14 protein-coding genes and 1 pseudogene are annotated in these 19,899 nt (G+C 53.5%); 10 read left to right on the top strand and 5 right to left on the bottom strand.

All coding sequences use genetic code 11. The annotated features are described in order from the left end of the window. From ACAW74_RS28360 to ACAW74_RS28345, 4 genes and pseudogenes are all read left to right on the top strand, one after another. Positions 1–928: pseudogene (locus ACAW74_RS28360) on the top strand (efflux RND transporter periplasmic adaptor subunit); the annotation flags it as partial. Then, the gene (locus tag ACAW74_RS28355; protein WP_370701590.1) at positions 925–2,748 is read left to right on the top strand and encodes an efflux RND transporter periplasmic adaptor subunit; all 1,824 of its coding nucleotides are present in this window, start codon (positions 925–927) and stop codon (positions 2,746–2,748) included. The pseudogene ACAW74_RS28360 and the gene ACAW74_RS28355, both read left to right, overlap by 4 nt. 32 nt (positions 2,749–2,780) lie before the next feature. Then, positions 2,781–3,992 (top strand): glycosyltransferase family 61 protein, encoded by a 1,212-nt coding sequence (locus ACAW74_RS28350; protein WP_370701589.1) that lies wholly within the window; start codon positions 2,781–2,783, stop codon positions 3,990–3,992. Positions 3,993–4,026: 34 nt separating this feature from the next. Next, positions 4,027–4,995 (top strand): hypothetical protein, encoded by a 969-nt coding sequence (locus ACAW74_RS28345; protein ID WP_129606233.1) that lies wholly within the window; start codon positions 4,027–4,029, stop codon positions 4,993–4,995. Positions 4,996–5,297: 302 nt separating this feature from the next. Here ACAW74_RS28345 and ACAW74_RS28340 read toward each other — a convergent pair whose 3' ends face one another. Further along, positions 5,298–7,457: a heavy metal translocating P-type ATPase gene (locus tag ACAW74_RS28340; RefSeq protein WP_370701593.1), complete on the bottom strand. Its 2,160-nt coding sequence runs from the start codon at positions 7,455–7,457 to the stop codon at positions 5,298–5,300. A 490-nt stretch (positions 7,458–7,947) separates the two neighbouring features. Here ACAW74_RS28340 and ACAW74_RS28335 point away from each other — a divergent pair, with 490 nt between their 5' ends. The 5 genes from ACAW74_RS28335 to ACAW74_RS28315 all read left to right on the top strand — a co-directional run bounded on the left by ACAW74_RS28335 (position 7,948) and on the right by ACAW74_RS28315 (position 14,651). Then, positions 7,948–8,556: an AraC family transcriptional regulator gene (locus ACAW74_RS28335; RefSeq protein ID WP_370701588.1), complete on the top strand. Its 609-nt coding sequence runs from the start codon at positions 7,948–7,950 to the stop codon at positions 8,554–8,556. Positions 8,557–8,667: 111 nt separating this feature from the next. Next, positions 8,668–10,935 (top strand): heavy metal translocating P-type ATPase, encoded by a 2,268-nt coding sequence (locus ACAW74_RS28330; protein WP_370701587.1) that lies wholly within the window; start codon positions 8,668–8,670, stop codon positions 10,933–10,935. 44 nt (positions 10,936–10,979) lie between these two features. Next, positions 10,980–11,201 (top strand): heavy-metal-associated domain-containing protein, encoded by a 222-nt coding sequence (locus tag ACAW74_RS28325; RefSeq protein WP_129606226.1) that lies wholly within the window; start codon positions 10,980–10,982, stop codon positions 11,199–11,201. Positions 11,202–11,317: 116 nt separating this feature from the next. After that, positions 11,318–11,848, top strand: coding sequence for a DUF305 domain-containing protein (locus ACAW74_RS28320; RefSeq protein WP_370701586.1), 531 nt, complete (start codon positions 11,318–11,320; stop codon positions 11,846–11,848). A 106-nt stretch (positions 11,849–11,954) separates the two neighbouring features. Then, positions 11,955–14,651 carry a multicopper oxidase domain-containing protein gene (locus ACAW74_RS28315; RefSeq protein WP_370701585.1) on the top strand — a complete coding sequence of 899 codons (2,697 nt, stop codon included), beginning with the start codon at positions 11,955–11,957 and terminating at the stop codon, positions 14,649–14,651. A gap of 64 nt (positions 14,652–14,715) precedes the next feature. Here ACAW74_RS28315 and ACAW74_RS28310 read toward each other — a convergent pair whose 3' ends face one another. The 4 genes from ACAW74_RS28310 to ACAW74_RS28295 all read right to left on the bottom strand — a co-directional run bounded on the left by ACAW74_RS28310 (position 14,716) and on the right by ACAW74_RS28295 (position 18,336). Then, positions 14,716–15,297: a DUF305 domain-containing protein gene (locus ACAW74_RS28310; protein ID WP_129606220.1), complete on the bottom strand. Its 582-nt coding sequence runs from the start codon at positions 15,295–15,297 to the stop codon at positions 14,716–14,718. Positions 15,298–15,365: 68 nt separating this feature from the next. Then, positions 15,366–15,995, bottom strand: coding sequence for a DUF305 domain-containing protein (locus ACAW74_RS28305; protein ID WP_370701584.1), 630 nt, complete (start codon positions 15,993–15,995; stop codon positions 15,366–15,368). A 296-nt stretch (positions 15,996–16,291) separates the two neighbouring features. Then, complete coding sequence (locus ACAW74_RS28300) at positions 16,292–17,662, bottom strand: sensor histidine kinase (RefSeq protein ID WP_129606216.1); 1,371 nt, start codon at positions 17,660–17,662, stop codon at positions 16,292–16,294. Beyond that, positions 17,659–18,336 (bottom strand): response regulator transcription factor, encoded by a 678-nt coding sequence (locus ACAW74_RS28295; RefSeq protein WP_370701583.1) that lies wholly within the window; start codon positions 18,334–18,336, stop codon positions 17,659–17,661. The genes ACAW74_RS28300 and ACAW74_RS28295 overlap by 4 nt, the downstream gene beginning before the upstream one ends. Positions 18,337–18,513: 177 nt before the next feature. Here ACAW74_RS28295 and ACAW74_RS28290 point away from each other — a divergent pair, with 177 nt between their 5' ends. Beyond that, entirely contained in the window at positions 18,514–19,899 is a 1,386-nt protein-coding gene (locus ACAW74_RS28290; RefSeq protein ID WP_129606212.1) for a TolC family protein, read from the top strand.

Below are 19,899 nucleotides of genomic sequence, written 5' to 3'. Positions count from 1 at the left end.
ACAGAAACTGCTCGAACTCTATAGTCCCGACCTCGTTACGGCGCAACGCGAACTACTCTACCTGCTGGAAGCCGATAGGACAAACACCCCATTGATTGCCTCAGCCAGGCAGAAACTTCGGCTATTGGGGCTTACCGATGGTCAAATCGACGAGACAATCAAACGTCGTCAGCCGAGCTATTCGCTGGCCGTTTTCAGTCCCTACGACGGGTACGTTGTCGAGGGGTCGTCGGCACCCGCACCGGCCATGCCCGCGCCGAGTGGTGGGGGTACGTCGGCAGGCGGCATGACGGGGGGCGGTATGGGGGGCAGCGGTACCGACGAAGTGGTCTTCTCAGCCGCTCCGTCGGCTCCGGCCTCGTCGGCGGTGGCGGACGGAGCTTTGCCAATTCGGGAAGGTCAGTACGTACAGACGGGGCAGACCCTGTTTCAGGTCGTCAATCCAACGCGGCTTTGGGCCGAGTTTCGGCTCTATGCCCAAGATGCCGCCCGGCTTAAGCCAGGTTCGCCCCTGACCATTTCGTTTAGCGGTAGCGGCACCCCCATCCAACGGGCCAGGGTCGATTTCGTCGTGCCCTTCTTTGCGTCGGGCAACACGGATGCCGCGTCGCAATTCGTCACCATTCGGGCGTATTTGTCGGGGGCGAACGGACCGCGCGTTGGGCAATTGGCGAAGGCTACCCTGCGCCAACCGGTGCCAAACGCCCTGTGGATTCCCGCCACCGCCGTGCTGGAGTTAGGCACCGAGCGCGTCGCCTTCGTGAAGGAAGGGGGAGCCTTCCGGCCCGTGCGGGTGCAAACCGGGGCGCAATCAGGTACGTTGGTGGCCGTCATGCGGGGGCTGACCGAAGGGCAGGCTATTGCCCGAAACGCGCAGTTTCTGATCGACTCCGAAAGCTTTGTCAACGTTACCCAAACCACGCCATGAATACCACTTACCAATCCCTGTTGTTGGGCGTAGGACTCCTGCTCACCGCCTGCCGGTCCGGTGGCTCCGACAGCCGCTCAACCGACTCGACGCAGGTTGCTGCTCACTCGGAACACGACGGTCATGACCACGCCGGAGGGAAAGAAGGCATGCAAACGACCTACACCTGCCCGATGCACCCGCAGATCGTACAGGATGGTCCCGGAAGCTGCCCGATTTGCGGCATGGACCTGGTGCCGGTGTCGAAAAAGGGCGAACAGGCCACGGAACTGCAACTGAGTACAAGCCAGCTCCAGTTAGCCAATGTGGCCGTGCGGCCCGTCGGCAGCGGAGCCATCGGCAACGCTACTGTTCTGAACGCCCGTTTAGCGGCTGATCCCAACCGAACCGACGTGATCAGCAGTCGGGTCGCCGGTCGGATCGAGCGATTATTGGTCAAAGAAACGGGTCAACCCGTTCGCAAAGGGCAGGTGCTGTATGAAATCTACAGCGAACCGCTGCTCACCCAGCAGCAAGAATTTTTGATTGCCTTGCGGCAGGAACAAGAACTGGGTGGTTCCGAACCACGCTACCGGCAGTTCAGGCAGGCAGCGGAGCAAAAGCTACGGCTCTACGGGATGACCCCGGCGCAGATCGACCAGTTGGCCCGTACCCGGCAGGTGCTGCCCCGCATTCCGTTTGTGGCTCCTGCATCGGGTACGGTGACGGAGATCGTCGCCAGTGAGGGGCAATACGTCGCCGAAGGGGCCTTGTTGTACCGCCTGGCTGATTTCAACCAGCTATGGGTCGAGGCTGAGTTGTACGCGGGGGAAACCCGGCTGGTAAAGGTCGGCGATCAGGTGCCCGTTGAAGTGGTGGGCTACGAAGGTGGTCGCCCCTTAACGGCCCGCGTGGCTCTTGTCAACCCGGAGTATCGGGCTGGTAGTCAGGTGCTGGTCATGCGGGCGGTCATGGCTAACCAGGGAGGGCGTTTTCAGCCGGGGCAACAGGCGCGGGTACGTATCCGTCAGGGGGTACGGCGCGGCCTGACGCTACCCGTCGATGCCGTCGTTCGGGGTGGGGCCGGGGCGGTTGTTTTCGTGCAGACCAAGCCGGGCTTTTTCCGGCCCCGGCGCGTGCAAACCGGTACCGAAACCGATCAGCAAGTGGCGATTACGAGCGGGCTGGACGGTACCGAGCAGATCGCCATGTCGGGAGCTTATCTACTTTACAGTGAATTGATCCTGAAAAAAGGCATCAATCCCTTCACGGCGAAGCCGAATGGGGAAGGCGTAAAATCGACGCCCAACACGGAGGCAAACCCAACGCCGGTGGCTGCGTCAGAGGCTGCGAGCAATCAGGCATCGTCAGGTACGTCCTCATCGCCTAACGTACCCCCCGCCTTCCGCCAGCAACTGACCAGGGTGTATGAAGCCTCGCTCAAACTGACGGAAGCCCTCGTGGCCTCCGACGGGGGCCGCACCAAAGCTTCAGCGGGCGAGGTGCAAAAAGCCCTGACAGGGGCAAACATGACCCTTGTCTCCGGCACCGCGCACAAGGACTGGATGAACCAGTTAACGCCCATGAGCCAGGCCCTGAACGCGATAACAACCACGACCGACATAGTTCGGCAGCGCACCGCCTACGCCCAGTTCGAGGACGCGCTGTACCGTAGCGTCAAGACGTTTGGGGTAGCCGACAAGCCCGTTTACCGCCAGTACTGCCCGATGGCACAAGGCAACAAGGGAGCCTACTGGCTCAGTGACAAAAAGCCCATTCGCAACCCCTACTTCGGCGATCAGATGCTGACCTGCGGGGAAACGAAAGAAGAAATCAACTGACAATCAAAACCTTTTACAAATTATCAGCGTCTATGAATCCATCTGTACCCGTCCGTTTAACGTGGCTTCAGGCCATCAACCGAAAAATTCGACGTTTCCCCGCTAAGATGGGCTATTTGCTGGTCGGTAAAGGCTCCCGTTGGTTCTATCGGCGGCTGGGCGTTCAGTTTCTGGATAAGCCCCAAACAGCCGCTTTGCTGGCCCCCCATGAGCGGAGTACGTACCCGGCCAACCAGTTTTCTTTATCGGCGATTGCCGACTTAGCTGACCCGTCAAAGGTGTATTTTAAACCCACGCAGGACGAGAGCGAGCCGGTATCGGTTTGGGTAGTCGGTAACGCCGATGGGGCGTTCTGGCAACTACCCTACGGAAGTGTTCGGGACAGCCGACACGTACTTTGCACCGACATCAATACGGATGATTTTTACCGAAACGTCCTGCACCGAACGTCGCGCAAGCAACGAAATACCAAGACCCTGCTGGCTCCCTGGAGTCACTACCTCGATGGGGTCGTTTGGGGCGGCTATTTCGACTTTGTGCTGTTGGTGCTGGGGAAACTGTGCCGGATGAAGGAAGTACTGTCGGCGGCTGAATTCAACGACGCACTCGTAGCCTACCCGCTGTTCGACACGCCCTACGAGCGGGAATTCTTATGGCTGTTGGGGATCAGCGTGGACCGGGTGGTCGATAGCCGAAAAACACACGTACAGTTCGAGCAGTGTGTGCTGGCCAATACAGGACACTGGTTTTATCCCAACAAAGCCGACATTGATGCCCTTCGTCGGCAGATTCTGCCCAAGCTACCCGCACCCGTCGGCAAGCGCAATCGAGTGTACATTAGCCGGGTAGGTCGTCGCCGGGTTATCAATGAGTCGGCCTTGATTGAGTTGCTACGCAGCTATGACATCGAGATTATCGAAGATAAGCCGCGCACGGTTGCCGAGCAGATCGCCATCTATCAAAACGCAGAATTCATCATCGGCCCACACGGGGCTTCCTTCGTCAATATTATCTGGTGTCAGCCTGGTACGCACCTGTTCGAGTTGTTCGCACCAACATACTACCCCGATTTTTACCGCAACATGGCCGAACAGCTTGGATTACAGTACTCCGCCTATTTTTATGGTCCGGCTGGCACCGGCGACTGGGCCAAAGGATTGGAAGACGATATATATGTCTCAGTCGATGAGCTGGAGCAGTGTCTGAGGAAGGTGTTTGTAAATACTTTACCTTTAGAAAACTGATTTTTGGACGTATTTCCAAACTAACTGTCAATTTATGGAGACCGGCTTACAAACGGGTGTTTGCGCGTACATTGATCTTTTGGGATTTTCCAATCATGTCAAAAATGACCCAGAAGCCGCCTTGCAGCTTTTGCAGAATTATCAGGCGATTTTGACGATGGCATCATCGGATTTGCCTACTCATGAATCGTTAATTCCCTACCATCAGGATAGCTTCAAGTGTTTCATTCCGTTCAGTGACTCCGTTTTTATTTACTCAGAAAGTCCAAAAACTTTTGCGGAGCAACTATCTAATTTTTTACATAGCTGCTTCTCATTCACGTCTAATCAATATTGTGAGCCGGAGGATGCCAATCATCCTCATCGCGTTACGGTGACGGCTGTCGAGATAGAAGATGGCAAACCTGTTACCAAGAAATACATTGAGAATTGGCACCCGTTGTTTTTCAGGGGCGGTATTGGTTTTGGTACTGTTAAAGTCATCGAACTGAATGCCGTCTACGATGGTAAAAAAAGTCGGGCACCTGTCGTATTTGGTCACTCAGTAGTGGAAGCCGTAAAGCTTGAACAAGCCGGGGTAAAGGGGCCGCGATTGTTGTGCGGGCAGAATTTTTACGATCAACTTGATAATCGAACCAAACGAATCGCCTACGCTTCTGATCAGGTAAAGGGGGCATACGAAATTAATTGGACGGCAATCCATTATCTGGCTTCAGAAGAGCCAATATTTTTTCCTGAAGATCCGAACGATTCGCAGTGGTATGTCGATCAGTTACTGCAAAATGATTTCTATTCGTCGATGCTTGTACCAGCGGCAAACTTGTGGAAAGCTTATAATCATCTGGACGTAGCGGCTCACTACTTTAATTTCCTGCGGATGGTTGTGGTCGGGGTGATCCGTTTTTTTGAGGAAAGCCCTTTTCAAGACTATGTGAAAGAGCAAGTAATTGACTATTTGACTAAAGTTGGCATTGACAATAAAGCCGACGATCTTATGAGATAGGTAGCATCTGTACCTTGTCATTAAAGCTGTACAAATTTTACAATCCTCTATTGATAATCTTACAACACTTTGATTTTGAGTAGTCTCTAATTTTGGGGATTGCAAAATCTCAACCGTATGCGACCATCAGTCGAGTTGATATCTGTATCGGATACAGAGTTTGATGCTACGATCAGGAAGTTATTAGAAACAGAAAATTTTCCAATCGAGGACAAAGCGTGGCAACATCTCAGTAGGGAATTAGATGTGTATTGCGAACGGTTAAAGGCCCATTGTCTGACTAACAATTAGGGGGAATGCCATCAAGTTCGCAAACTCCGTTTCAGCAGTTGCGCGTTCAGGGCGACGATTACCGTGCTCGCGCTCATGAGTACGGCTCCGATAGCCGGGCTGAGTACGAAATTGGGATAGAGAACCCCGGCGGCTAAGGGAATGGCGATGACGTTATAGCCCGTAGCCCAAAATAGATTCTGAATCATCTTCCGGTACGTCGCTCGTCCGAACTCTACCAGATTCGTAATGTCGGTGGGCTTGCTGTTGACCAAGATGATGTCGGCGGTTTCGGCGGCTACATCAGTGCCAGACCCCACGGCGATGCCGACGTTAGCCTGCGCTAAGGCCGGAGCATCATTGACTCCGTCGCCGGTCATAGCCACAAACTTGCCCTGTTGCTGCAAGTCTTTCACGATAGCTACCTTTTGATCAGGTAGCACTTCGGCATACACGCCATTCAAGCCCAACTCTTTGGCGACCGCATCAGCCACTTGCTGGTTATCTCCGGTAGCCATGTACACGTCGATACCCGCCTGCTGCAATCGTTGGACCGCTTCTTTCGAGTCAGCGCGTATCTTATCGGCCAACGCAACGTACCCGGCCAGCGCGTCGTCGACCAGGACGAAAACGACGGTTTCGGCTCCGTTACTTTTGGCATCAGCGGGTTGCGATATGCCTTTCTCCTTTAGGTAACCGGGACTGACAACCAACACGGTCTGTCCGTCGACAGTCGCGGATATGCCTTTGCCGGTGATGGACTGAAAATTAGTGATGCCCGGTAAATCAAGTTGTCTTTTCTTGGCTTCCCGAACGATTCCTTGCGCGATAGGGTGTTGCGATTGTTGCTCAAGTGCCGCTACGATGCGTAGTAGACCCGTTTCATCGAGCGTGGGTGCCACGATCTGCACACGGGTAACGCCAAATTCACCCTCCGTCAACGTACCCGTCTTGTCGAAGACCATCGCTGTAATTTTTCGCGCTTCCTCGAACGCCGTGCGGTTGCGGATCAACAACCCTCGCTGCGCCGAAATCGCGGTCGAGATGGCGACGACCAGTGGAATGGCGACACCAAGGGCGTGCGGACAGGCCGTCACCATAACTGTCACCATCCGCTCGACGGCGAAAGCCACATCCTTACCCGCCCATAACCAGGCGACAAGCGTGAGCAACCCCACCGATAAGGAGATGAGGGTCAGCCAACCCGCTGCCCGGTCGGCCAGGGTCTGCGTCTGCGACTTGGCGTTTTGGGCTTCCTGGACCATCTTAACCACTTTGTTGAGGTAGCTGTCTTCGCCCCGGTGCGTAACCCGGACCTGCAACGCCCCTTCTCCATTGACCGCACCGGCTATAACGGTATCTCCTTTCACTTTCTGCGCGGGAACGCTCTCGCCGGTCAGCATACTTTCGTTCACGCTGCTCGTTCCTTCGACAACTTCCCCGTCGGTAGGTATCCGTTCGCCGGGACGTACCTGAACCAGATCACCTGTTGCCAATGTGTTCACCTTGACATCGGAAAGCGTGATTCCGCCCCCGTTTGTAGTTTCCACTTTGTGGGCCTCGTCGGGCAGCATTTGTACGATTAGCTCCAGAGAACGCGACGCACCGGCCACTGACTTCATTTCGAGATAGTGCCCCAACAGCATGATGTCGATCAGGGTAGCCAGTTCCCAGAAGAAATCCATCCCCTTGAGCCAGCCTACCGAAACGGCTACACTGTATACGTAGGCTGCCGTGATCGCTACGGCGACAAGCGTCATCATGCCAAGCTTTCGGGTACGTAACTCGCCGATCATGCCTGACAAAAAGGGCCATCCCCCGTAGAAATAGATCAGCGTAGCCAGAGCAATGACGAGGGGTTCCCGGAAGGCAAAATCAAGGGTGTAGCCAGCCAACTCCTGGAACATCATCGATAGGGCCACCACTGGCACCGACAGTAATAGGCACACCCAGAACCGACGCAGGAAATCGGCAATCATCGCCCCGTGATCGTGTCCCGCCCCGTGATTGGCATGACCCATTGCCCCGTGATCCATCCCCGCATGGTCCATCTCGGCATGGCGATGATGCTCACGATCAGGCCCGCTATGCTCGTCATGACCGATGTGTTGCAGTGCCTGCTCTTCGGCTGGTATCGCTGCATCAGATTGATGGTGCGGGTGAACCACGGGTACGGTTTCATCAGCAGGCATCGAATGATGGCCGTGATGGTGGTTCACCTCAGCTTGTTTCTCCATCAGGTGAAACGCGCCGACTTGGGCTACCGCCTGTTGCAAGGCGTCCATTGACGGATGTTTATCGACAGTTAGATGCACTTCGGGCGGCTGCACCGACACGTGGGCATCCTGAACACCCGGTTGCCGAAGTAAAGCCTGCTGCACTGCCTGTGCCTGTTCTTGAGTTTGAAGGCCGTGGAGAACGTAGTGATGTTGATGCTTCTTCATAACGCGCGGGAACTATCGGTTGAGTTGACGATACCAATTCACCAGGGGTAAAGGTTCGTTTAGTAGTAACACTTGTCGCATCGGAAAAGGATACGTTTTAGAAATTCTGTAAGACTCGCCGGGAAATTTTGCAAGCGTTGGCTACATTCCGAGGGATAGCTTTGTCTACGACTTTTGTTATCATCAGGTAGCTAATCAGGCTATCGTAACCAGCCTCCCCCCTTTAAATTCTGCACTGATGAACCCCGACGTTCTAACCGATCAAACCACCACCTTTCGCATTCGGGGAATGGTCTGTGGCCGTTGCATAGACGCTGTGCAGGCTGTATTTGAACAACTCAAATTACCCGTTTTGTCGGTTTCGTTGGGGCATGTCGTGGTGGAGGGGAAGGTCTCGCCTAAGCAAGAAACACTACTGCAATCGGCTCTGGAAACGCAGGGGTTTGCTGTGTTGACCGACCCGAAGAAAATCTTAGTGCAACGCATCAAAGAGGCCGTCGAGGATGTGGTTAGCTGCGATAATCTCGGTGAAGAAACGACTCGGTATTCTGAGCAGCTTGCTCAGCGAGTCGGCCTGAGCTATGATGCGCTGAGTGCGCTATTTTCTGTTCAGGAAGGCATTACGCTTGAAAAATACGTAATCAGTCGGCGGTTGGATAGGACCAAAGAACTTCTCGTCTATACCGATCTGACGTTGGCCGACATCGCCTATCGCACCGGTTTTAGTAGCGCTCAGCACCTATCAAATCAATTTAAAAAGTTGACCGGTTTTTCGCCCAGTCACTTCCGTGACATCCGGCGCGACAAGCAGCAATTGCAACGCAACGGGATGGAGTCTGCCCACTAAGTGGAGGGGATTCACCCGCCTACTGAATCTTACAAACGTCGGGGGGGAATTGTGTAACGTACCCCCATACCTGCTTGCTGACCTTTGTGGTATCAACTTAATTGTCCACCTATGGAAGCGCAACTCACCCAACAAGCCCGTCGAACTAAGGTCAACGAAGGGCTGACGACAAAGCAAACGTTTCCCGTCTTGGAGATGACCTGTGCAGCCTGTGCCGTCAGCGTCGAATCCATACTGACAAACACGCCGGGGGTGCAGAAGGCAGCCGTCAATTACGCCAACCAATCGGCAACCGTCGAATACGATCCCGAAGCCATCGACCAGGAGGGTTTGCAACAGGCAATCCGCTCGATTGGCTACGATTTGGTATTCGATACGGAAGACCCGCAAGCAGTACAGGCCGAAGCCCAGCAACGACAGTACGAATCGCTCAAAAAGCGCACCCTATGGGCGGGCATTTTATCGGTACCCGTCGTCGTGCTAGGCATGTTTTTCATGCAGGCTCCTTACGCCAATTACATCATGATGGCCCTGTCGGCTCCAGTGGTTTTTTGGCTGGGCCGGTCGTACTTCGTCAACGCCTGGAAGCAGGCGCGGCACGGCAAAGCCAACATGGATACGCTGGTCGCGCTCAGTACGGGTATCGCCTTTTTGTTTAGTACGTTCAACACCCTGAATCCTGATTTTTGGCATCGCCGGGGGCTGCACCCCCACGTTTACTTCGAGGCCGCTGCGGTAGTGATTGCCTTTATCTCGCTCGGCAAGCTGCTCGAAGAGAAAGCTAAGTCGAATACGACGTCGGCTCTCAAGAAGCTAATGGGGCTACAGCCCAAAACCGTTCGCGTCATGAACGGTAACGAGGAGCAGGAGATTCCCATCGCGCAGGTGCGGGTCGGGCAGGTAATCGCGGTTCGTCCGGGCGAGAAAATTCCCGTTGATGGGGTCGTCGAATCGGGTACCTCGTTCGTCGATGAAAGCATGATTTTGGGTGAACCGATACCCGTCGAGAAACGGGTTGGGGAGTCGGTCTTTGCCGGCACTATCAACCAGAAAGGGGCGTTTCGCTTCACCGCGCAGAAAGTGGGCGGTGACACCATACTGGCGCAGATTATTCGGATGGTGCAGGAAGCCCAGGGTAGTAAAGCACCCGTTCAAAAATTAGTCGACAAGATCGCAGGGATCTTCGTACCCGTCGTCATTGGCATCGCCATTCTGACGTTTGCGGTCTGGATGATCGTAGGTGGTGACAATGGCTTTACCCACGCCCTACTCACTTCCGTAACCGTGTTGGTCATTGCCTGCCCCTGTGCGCTGGGACTCGCTACGCCAACGGCCATTATGGTCGGCGTGGGCAAGGGAGCCGACAACAACATCCTCATTAAAGATGCGGAGAGCTTGGAATTGGGCTACAAGGTTGACACGGTTATTCTGGACAAGACTGGCACGATTACGGAAGGAAAGCCCACGGTGACGGATTTGACCTGGGTTACTAAACCGGTCAACGAATCCATTCTCCCACAGGTACTATTCACCCTCGAAAGCCAGTCGGAACACCCCCTGGCCGAAGCCGTGGTAGCGAGGTTAAAGACCGAAGGCGTTTCGGGCATTCAACTCGATGGCTTCGAGAGCTTGACGGGCCGGGGGGTGACGGGTCGCTACAACGGTCAGGCTTACCTGGTTGGCAACCGCCGACTACTGGCCGAGCGGGGCCTCGCCGATCAACTGGCGAAGTTAAACGGGTTAGTGAGCCGCTGGCAGGACGAAGCTAAAACCGTCATTTACTTTGCCGACGAGCAGCAGATTCTGGCAGCCATCGCGATTGCCGACCCGGTCAAACAAACCTCGCGGGAGGCCATTCACACCTTGAAGAAGAGGGGCATCGCCGTGTACATGATGACCGGTGATAACCGCCAAACTGCCGAGGCCGTGGCCAAAGCCGTTGGCATCAGCGATTTCCGGGCGGAGGCATTACCCGCCGACAAGGCCGCCTTGGTGCAGGAACTACAGGCAAAAGGAAAGGTGGTCGCGATGGTCGGCGACGGCATCAACGACTCGCAGGCCCTGGCGCAGGCCGATGTCAGCATCGCGATGGGTCGGGGGTCCGATATTGCAATGGATGTGGCCAAGATGACGCTCATCACGTCTGATCTGAATAGCGTACATAAAGCCCTCTACCTGTCCCGGCGAACGGTGCAGACGATCCGCCAAAACCTGTTTTGGGCCTTCATTTACAACCTCATCGGTATCCCGATAGCTGCCGGGGTACTGTATCCCATCAACGGATTTTTGCTGAATCCGATGATCGCCGGGGCCGCGATGGCCCTTAGTTCCGTGTCGGTCGTCAGCAATAGCTTGCGGCTACGAAGAACAAAGCTGTAGTCGGCTCCATCTGATTGTGTAACCGAGTATCAACCAAGACTCCTATGGAAACGCTGAATTTCAAAACCAACATCAAATGTGGCGGCTGCGTAGCGGCTGTAACGCCTTTTCTCAATGCCATCGAACAAGTGGATGGCTGGAACGTCGATACAGGCAATCCCGACAAAATTTTGACCGTGCAAACGACGGATAACCGCGTCGGCGAGGCCGTGCGCAAGGCAGTCGAGCAGGCGGGCTATAAGGCCGAACCAATACCACGGCCGTAATGGCGGTTCGAGCTGGTTACCAAAAGTTTTGCAACGGAATCCCCTGAATCTTGTAAGCTGCCTGGCCACCCGGTCAGGCAGCTTATTTGTTTGATTACTAGACAACAACTCAAGTTATGGAAACACACAAGCAGCACACGGACAAATCTCGAACTAACGAATCGGGCCATACCATGCCCCATTCGGGAGCTACGCACGAAGGGCACTACGGCAAACTGGCCCTCATGGCTATCCTGTCATTCGCGTCGATGTACGTACTGATGTATTCGATGGTTGATCGGTTCGCCAACGTAGTCCCCAATGTCAATCAGTTTTATATGGCGGGTTTGATGACCATGCCTATGCTCATTATTGAAGTCCTGTTGATGTCGGCAATGTACCCCGACAAACGGCGCAATGGCCTCATCATCACAGTGAGTACGTTGGCCCTCGTGGGCTTTTTCTGGTTCATCCGGCAGCAAACGGCAGTGTCGGATCGGCAGTTCGTCAAGTCGATGATTCCTCACCACGCTGCGGCCATTTTGATGGCGAAAGAAGCCAAACTGAATGACCCTGAACTGGTCAAGTTAAAAGACGACATCATCACCGCTCAGGAAAAAGAAATAGCGCAGATGAAAGCGAAACTAGCCCAGCTAGAAAGTGAGTAGCCGATTCGCCCAGCCGCTCTGAACCAATCCCACCAGCCTAGTAGGTGGTTCTTCCGTTTGGTAGGACCGCTTTTGTTTTAACCGGATATATACAGCCTATCCAACGATGAGAAACACGTTTTTTACAGCCGTTTGCCTGCTACTATGGAGCACCGGGTACGCTCAGCATGAGCACCACGAATCCCCCACGGCGAACCAGACCAATGCCCGGCCATACAGCCCCGACAAGTCGAACTTTCCAGTGGTTCCTACCTCGCTACCCGTGTCGCGCCCACAGGCTTTTGCGAAGGTGAAACCGACCGGCAAGCGGGTGACGTATGATCTGGTTATCGATGAGCAGACCGTCACGATTACGGGCAAGCCGAAGCGGGCCATGACGATTAACGGGGGTATTCCAGGCCCGACCATGCGGTTCAAGGAAGGTGATGTCGCCGTCATACGGGTTCATAATAAGTTGAAGACGGAAACCTCATTGCACTGGCATGGCATTTTGCTACCTAACAAACAAGATGGTGTTTCTTATCTAAATACACCACCCATTCATGCGGGTGACACCTACACATTTGAGTACCCACTGGTGCAGTCAGGTACGTACTGGTTCCACTCGCACACGCGTTATCAGGAGCAGGTTGGTGTGTATGGGTCCATCGCCATTCAGCCCCAGAAGCCTGCGTACAAGGTTGACCATGATTTGGTCTTGTTGCTCTCCGACTGGACGGATGAGAATCCGGCTTACATCCTTAAAAATTTGAAACGGCGCAACGAATGGTATTCGATCAAGAAAGGCAATGTCCAGTCGCTCAACCGCATTATTCAGCACAAGGCGGTAGGGGCGTACCTGCGGCAGTCGATGATGAAGATGGCCCCAATGGATATTTCGGATGTCTATTATAATCGGTTTCTGATTAACGGCAAAGACACCATACGCTACCCGGACATCAAGGCTGGTCAAACTGTTCGGCTGCGCGTGATCAATGCCAGTGCGTCCACCTATTTTCACCTTAATTACGCAGGTGGTCCCATGAAACTCATCGCTGCTGACGGCCTGGATGTACAGCCAGTGGACGTTAACCGGCGGTTGATCGCCATTGCCGAGACCTACGACTTTGTTATTACCGTACCTCAAGGGGGTGCCTTCGAAGTGCGAGCCTCCGCGCAGGACGGATCGGGTTATGCAACAGCCCTGCTTGGCACTGGTCCGGCCCGTTATGCGCCAACAATTCCCCGTCCTGATCTTTACAAGCTTACCGCTAACATGAGCCGGATGGGCGGCATGGGCATGGGTACGATGAACATGGGCAAAACCGACACAACGGCTCAGGCCAACCTGGATATGAACGGCCCTATGATGCACAACATGGCAGGAATGAATCACACCCAGATGGATATGAGCGGAAAGCCGACGGCAAATAAGCCCGCCCCGGCAAAAAAAGCCGCTAAACCAACAAAATCGGCTGGATCAATGGGTGGCATGGACCATAGTGGTATGAACATGGGGGGTATGAACATGGGGGGTATGAACACGACCAAAGATGGTAAGATGGATACGTCGAGCATGAACCACGGGCAAATGGATCACTCATCCATGCCCGGTATGGATCACGGTAAAATGTCCATGAAAACGGATTCGATGCCAACTAAAAAAACGGCGCGTGAAAAGCAGGACGACATGGCCGGAATGGATCACGGCCAGATGAACATGGGCAACAAGCCAGGTGACATGGCCGGAATGAAGGGTATGAACAGTGGAGGAATGGCCGAAATGTTGGACCGAGGCATGAGCATGATGGATGAGCAAAATACGATCGATTATAGTATTCTTAAATCGCCTGAACCGATTGTCTTTCCGGCCAATCACCCTATCCGCGAGATCCCGCTCACCTTAACGGGCAACATGTTTCGCTACATCTGGGGATTCAACGGGCAGCCTTTGTCACGGGCGGATATGATTCAGATTCGACGGGGTGAGATTGTGCGGATGCGGCTCATGAACAACACCATGATGATGCACCCCATCCACCTGCATGGTCATTACTTCCGGGTCCTCAACGGACAGGAGCAGTATTCACCGCTCAAGCATACGGTGAATGTATCGCCGATGGAAAACGTCACGATTGAGTTTATGGCCGACGATGACAAGGACTGGTTTTTTCATTGCCACCTGCTCTACCATATGCTCAGCGGCATGGCGCGCGTAGTCAGTTATGGCGACAAACCTGATTCGTCCATCGCCAATATTCAGAAGCTGCATTTGCGCGACATGCGCGACAACCAACCATTTGTCTGGGGGTATCTGCAACCAGGCTACCCGCTTAATTACTTCGCCTTAAATGTGTCCAACAACAAAAACGCCATTGTTGCGGGTGGAGACCACGACTGGCGCACGAATCGCTTCGAGTTTGACCTCGATTATGAACGCTACCTCGGCGACTGGTTTCGGGTATTTGCCGGCATTGATGGAGGAAACGAAGAGTTCCTGCGCCGGGTACGTCCCGAAGACGGTGGAACGCCTGTTGGGGGTCGGCGTATTATCCGGCCAGTAGCGGGTATTCGGTATATGTTGCCGTTTTTGATTCAATCGGAAGTTAAACTCGACACACGGGGTAATGTCCGCTTTCAACTGAGTGGCCAACAAATGCTATTTCCACGCTTAGATTTTCAGTATCAGACGCAATGGTTGGTAGGGGGCTACGTGCGAGCACATGTAGAACTGCAATATACCGTCACGAAAAATCTGTTTCTTCATACGGATTATGACACGCGGTACAAAACCGTTGCCGGCGGATTGGGGTATAACTTTTGACTATAGTAAGACCACAAAAAAAGGGCCGCTACTCTACGTAGCGGCCCTTTTTAGTAGTTAAAGGTTAGCTTTTGAGGCTGCTCTCAAGCTTCTTAAGTTCGGCCATTTCTTTCGTCTGCATCTTAATGACGTTGTTAGCCATCTTCTTCATCGTTGATGTCTTACCTTCCTTCAGATACGCACGGGCCATCTCTACCCCCTGCTGATGATGCTGGGCCATCATGCTGGCGAAATCGTGGTCCACATTGCCGTTCATCGAATGGGTTCCACCGTGCATAATGTCCATGCCCTTTTGGCCCAGTTTGGACGAGGATGACTGAGGCTTATGGCTACTCATAAACTGGTCGAGTTCGCGTATTTCCTTTTGGTTGCTGGCTTTGATCTTACTGGCCAATGCCTTTACCTGTGCGTTTTTGCCTTGTTTTACCTCCATGTCGGCCATCTCGACTGCCGATTGGTGATGCATCTTGAGCATCATGGCAAAGTCATGATCGGGGTCACCAGTCATCTTCATGCTCATCATCTGGGTCATACCCGATTGCATGGACTTCATCATGGCATTGCTGGTTGATTGCTGCGCTATTGTCGGTTGCGAGAGCAACAGAGCTGCACTTAGGCTGGCTACTGATAACAAACTGGTTTTCATTGGTTGTACTGGTTTACTGGTTGTCTGATTATGAATTCGTGTGGCCTGACTAACCCATATGGGTTAGATTAGTAGGGCTTGTTTTTAATCAGCCAGTCCTGAAACTGGCTGATCTCAGTCTTTTGCTCATCAATAATCATCTGAGCCATTTGACGCATCGAATCCACCTTGCCATATGTCAACTCGAGCTGAGCCATTTCCAGGGCACTTTGGTGATGGTCGATCATCAAGGATGAAAAATCAACGTCGGACGTACCCGTGAGGAAGCGGGTATCCTGCGCTTTCATCATTTTTTCCATGACCTGCATGGCCATCATATCGAACGACTGTCCGGCAGTCGATGCAGTGGCCTGATGCCCACTTAGGAATTGAGCAAGTTGTGCTTTTTCCTTTGTCTGGGAGGTAGTAATGGTTTGCGCCATTGCCTTAATGGTTTGATCGGTACCATTTTTTAGTTCTTGATTGGCCATGTCAATAGCCCCTTGATGGTGCATCGACATCATCATCGCAAAATCATGATCCGCGTCGCCCGTCATTTTCATGGCGTTCATCTGGGCCATGTTCGTGTGCATGATTTGCTGATAGACGTTCGCGTCATGTGCCTGAGGTTTAAGCCCGTCGTTGCTGTCAGTACAGGCTGCAATGGTCCATGCCAGTGAAGCAACTAATGCCATCTGGCCAACTAACGTATTTTTCATCGCGTTGAGAAACGTTTGTACACATTATTAACTGCCGACTGCACAGCCTGGTTGTTACAAGATTCACTCGTGGAGTTACAGAATTTTAGAGGCATCCATTGGGCACTACCTCGCGATAACCACCTTATTTATTATATCGATTGCTTATCCACTACGCTATGCTTACTAATGGCTTACTTAACCTGATTAACAAATACAAGCAACGTAGTGACCTTAGTAATCTTCTGCACCACGAAGACCAACTAAAGGCGTTAGAAGTATCGTTTTTTTTGGAGTCAATTCGTCAATGAAACTCATCAGTTTAATGGTAGTGCGGGCAAACGAATTGATACGGAGGTACCACTTTTGCCGCTTGACTCGACAGTCAATTCGCCTTGGTGCATGTCGAGTATTCGTTTTGCCAGCGTCAGCCCTAGCCCAAAGCCACGTACCTGCCCAACATTTTCGGCCCGCATCATGGGAAGAAACACATCTCGAAGCTGGGTGGGTGGTATACCGATGCCCTCGTCGATGATGTCAATCAAGACCCAATTTGGCATGTAATGAATGCTGGCCTTAACTGGTTTGTCCATTGAATATTTACAGGCGTTGTCGATTATATTAATCAGAGCTGTGCGAAGCAGTGTCGAGTTGCCAACAAGTTGAATGGCCGAACTTTGTTCAGCAAATTCGTCGGTAAGCTGAACGTCGATGGTTTGAGTAGGGTACTTTTCTTGGATATAGGCAACTGTATCGAATAAAATGTCCACTACGTTAATATCATCTTTAAGCCGACTGGCTTTAAGACTTTCTACTTCGGCCAGTCGAAGCAACGCATTAGCTAAATCAATTGCTCCTTCCAATCTAAATAAGGCTTTTTCTGTACTTGCGCGCAGGTCGGGAAGAGTTTGATCGTAGGCTAATGCCGTTTCCATGATGCCCTTGACAACTGTGAGGGGCGTTCGGAGTTCGTGTGATGCGTAGGCAACGAAGTTTTCCTGACTGGCCGCTAACTGACCCAACTGCCCCAGTAATTGATCGAAGGAACTGGCCAAATAACCGGCTTCATCGGTTCGACCCATGTGGCCCAGCCGAAATGAAAAATCGTTTACGGTGGCTGTATTTAGCTGACTGATCAGAACGTCGAAGGGCCGCATGGCCCTTCGTGCAAACAAAAATCCGACTAGGGCAATGACCACTAAGGATAGCACGTTGCCCGCAATGAGAATGTACCGAAGATTTTTACTTGTTTGCCGCCCGGCCAAATCATAAGCAGTGACTACGGCAACATAACGGTTCCCCTCATTAGCAAAAGACAAAGCAACCCCTTCCTTCGGCTCTTCCCAACGGCGGCTTGGATAAGTGAAATAAACTTCCTGATCGTGTGCTTTTTGTAATAATGCCGGAGTGATTACATAATCGGATGAACCAGACGATTGGTAGATCTGCCGCTGCCGCACGTCGAATAGTGACTCGTATTGTTCAGGCAGGGTCAGATAGGAAAAGCGCAGGTATTCGGGCTTGTTTTGTAAATAAAGCTGCGCCGATAAGGCCCGCCGTTGCAGCCGGGTCCGCATTTGAGACCGTCGATAAGATTCGTAGGTCTGATAGATAAAAACGGAAAATAACAACAGCAGTGCCGCTACCAGCACGGTAAACCCAACCGTAATGCGCTGCTTGATACTCATGGTTCAGCCTTCATCAGGTAACCAACGCCAAACACCGTATGAATCAGTTTTGGCTCGATATGATCCACCTTACGGCGTAGATAATTAACATAGACATCGACCACATTGGTGTTGGTATTGAAATGTACATCCCAAACGTTTTCCAACAGATCAATGCGGCTGATGACCTTCCCCTGATTAATCAGTAGGTATTCGAGCAGCGCATACTCACGGGCGGTTAACGAGATTCGCTCGCCCGCCCGCCACACCTGATGCGATTCCGTATCGACAACCAAGTTGAGTAATTCCAATCGCTTCGGCAGTGGTGCACGGGACGGGTGTCGGCGAGCCAGGGCCTTCAGACGGAATACCAATTCCTTAAATGCGAACGGTTTGGCTAAGTAATCGTCGGCCCCTGACTCAAAGCCCATCACCTTATTATCCAGGCTACTGAGAGCCGTCAGCATAATTACCGGGATCGCGGGCCAGCTTTGTTTGACAAAGCGGCACAGATCGTAGCCGTTCATACCCGGCATATTGACATCCAACACGACTACGTCGTACTGATGCTCATTGATCAACGAGCGGCCAATAATACCGTCATAGGCTACGGATACACCGATGCCTTCTGATTGTAATCCCTTTTGGATGAATTGGTTCAATTCGATGTCATCCTCGACAACCAGTACGTTCATAATCTTATCTGTTTGACCGCCGAAAGTACGCAAGCAGGTCCGTTGCCTACGGGCCACAAGCTCATTCTCATCAGATTGTAATAACTCTCTCAGAGGTCTCTAAGAAGTGAGGTGGTTCCTTTGAGCAGGTTAAGCTGGCCCGTGTAGGGCCGTTTCTCCTACTCAACGGCTGATGTTATGATCTGTTTACACCCACGTTGGTTTTACCTGCTTTGCCTGTTGGCTTTTCTGCCGGGCTTGTCCGTGACGCTCGCCCAGCCCCTGACGCTGGAAGGGGCCGTCGAGGCTTCGCTGTCGCAATACCCCACGCTAGCGGCCCAACGGGCGGCTGTCGAAGCACTCCGGGCCAACGCCCAGGTGGTGCGCGACAACCGACTGCCCAACGTGCGGCTGCACAGCCAGACCAACGTAGGCACAGCCAACGGGTTGTCGGGGTCTTATTTCTCACTGGGACTGATCGTACCCACCTCCGGCGCACGCCGGGCCGACAACAGTGGGAACTTAGCTACGGGAAACATTGCCCTGGCCAGTGCCGACTGGGAGGTGTTCAACTTTGGTCGGTTTGCCGCCGAAGATCAACTCATCCGGGCGGAGGTGGCCGTGGGGGAAGCCGGGCTGGAACGCGAACAGTTCGACCTGCGGCAGGCGGTCATCGGGGCGTACCTGGACGTGTTCTGGGCCGAGCAAACCCGGCGCATCGAGGGGCAAAACCTGGCCCGCGTCGATACGGTGCGGCAAATTATCAGCAACCTGGTGCGTAACGGCATCAAGCCCGGCCTGGATTCCTCGCTGGCCAACGTGGCCCTCTCGCGGGCCAGGCTGGCTTACCTGCGGGTGGAGGAAGACTACGAACGGGCCAGGGTGCAGTTGGCTACGCTGACGGGTCGCCCGCTTGAGCAGATTCAGATCGACACCGCCTTCCGCCCGGAACCCCTGCTGGCCCCCGTGCTGGCCCCCGCTTCCACGGCTAACCATCCGCTGCTGCGGGTGGGCGAACGGCTCGTGATTCGGCAGACCACCGAAATTGACCTGATCCGAAAATCGGCCCTGCCCCGGCTGTCGCTGTTGGCGGCTACCTGGGCGCGGGGCACGAGCTTAGACGTGGAAAATAATTTCGGGCCGCTGGGGTCGGGCCTGGCCTACAGCCGCACCAACTACCTGCTCGGCGTAGCCGCCACCATGAACCTGATGGATCTGAAGCGGGCTGGTTCGCGCGTTCGGCTGCAACAGTTCCGCGTCGAGGAGGCCCGCAATCAGTTGGCCCTCGGGCAGGTGCAGCTCCAGAATAGCCTGAGTACCGCCGATGCCCAGCTTACGGTGTTGCAACGGCAACTAACCGAATTACCCTCGGCCCTCCGGTCGGCCCAAGCGGCCTACGCCCAGCGGTTGTCGCTGTACAACAACGGCCTGGAAACCATTTTGGGCCTGACCGACGCGCTTACCCTGCTCACGACAGTAGAAAAAGAAGCCGTGCAGACCCGAACGCAGGCCGTTCAGCTTCGGCTGCAACGCGCCCTGGCCACCAATGATTTTGCTGCGTTTTACACCCTGTTCCGTCGTTAA

The sequence above is a fragment of the Fibrella musci genome (assembly GCF_041321105.1).
Classification (GTDB): Bacteria; Bacteroidota; Bacteroidia; order Cytophagales; family Spirosomataceae; genus Fibrella; species Fibrella musci.
The sequence above is the reverse complement of the archived record's forward strand: the minus strand, read 5'-3'. Positions and strand labels throughout refer to the sequence as shown.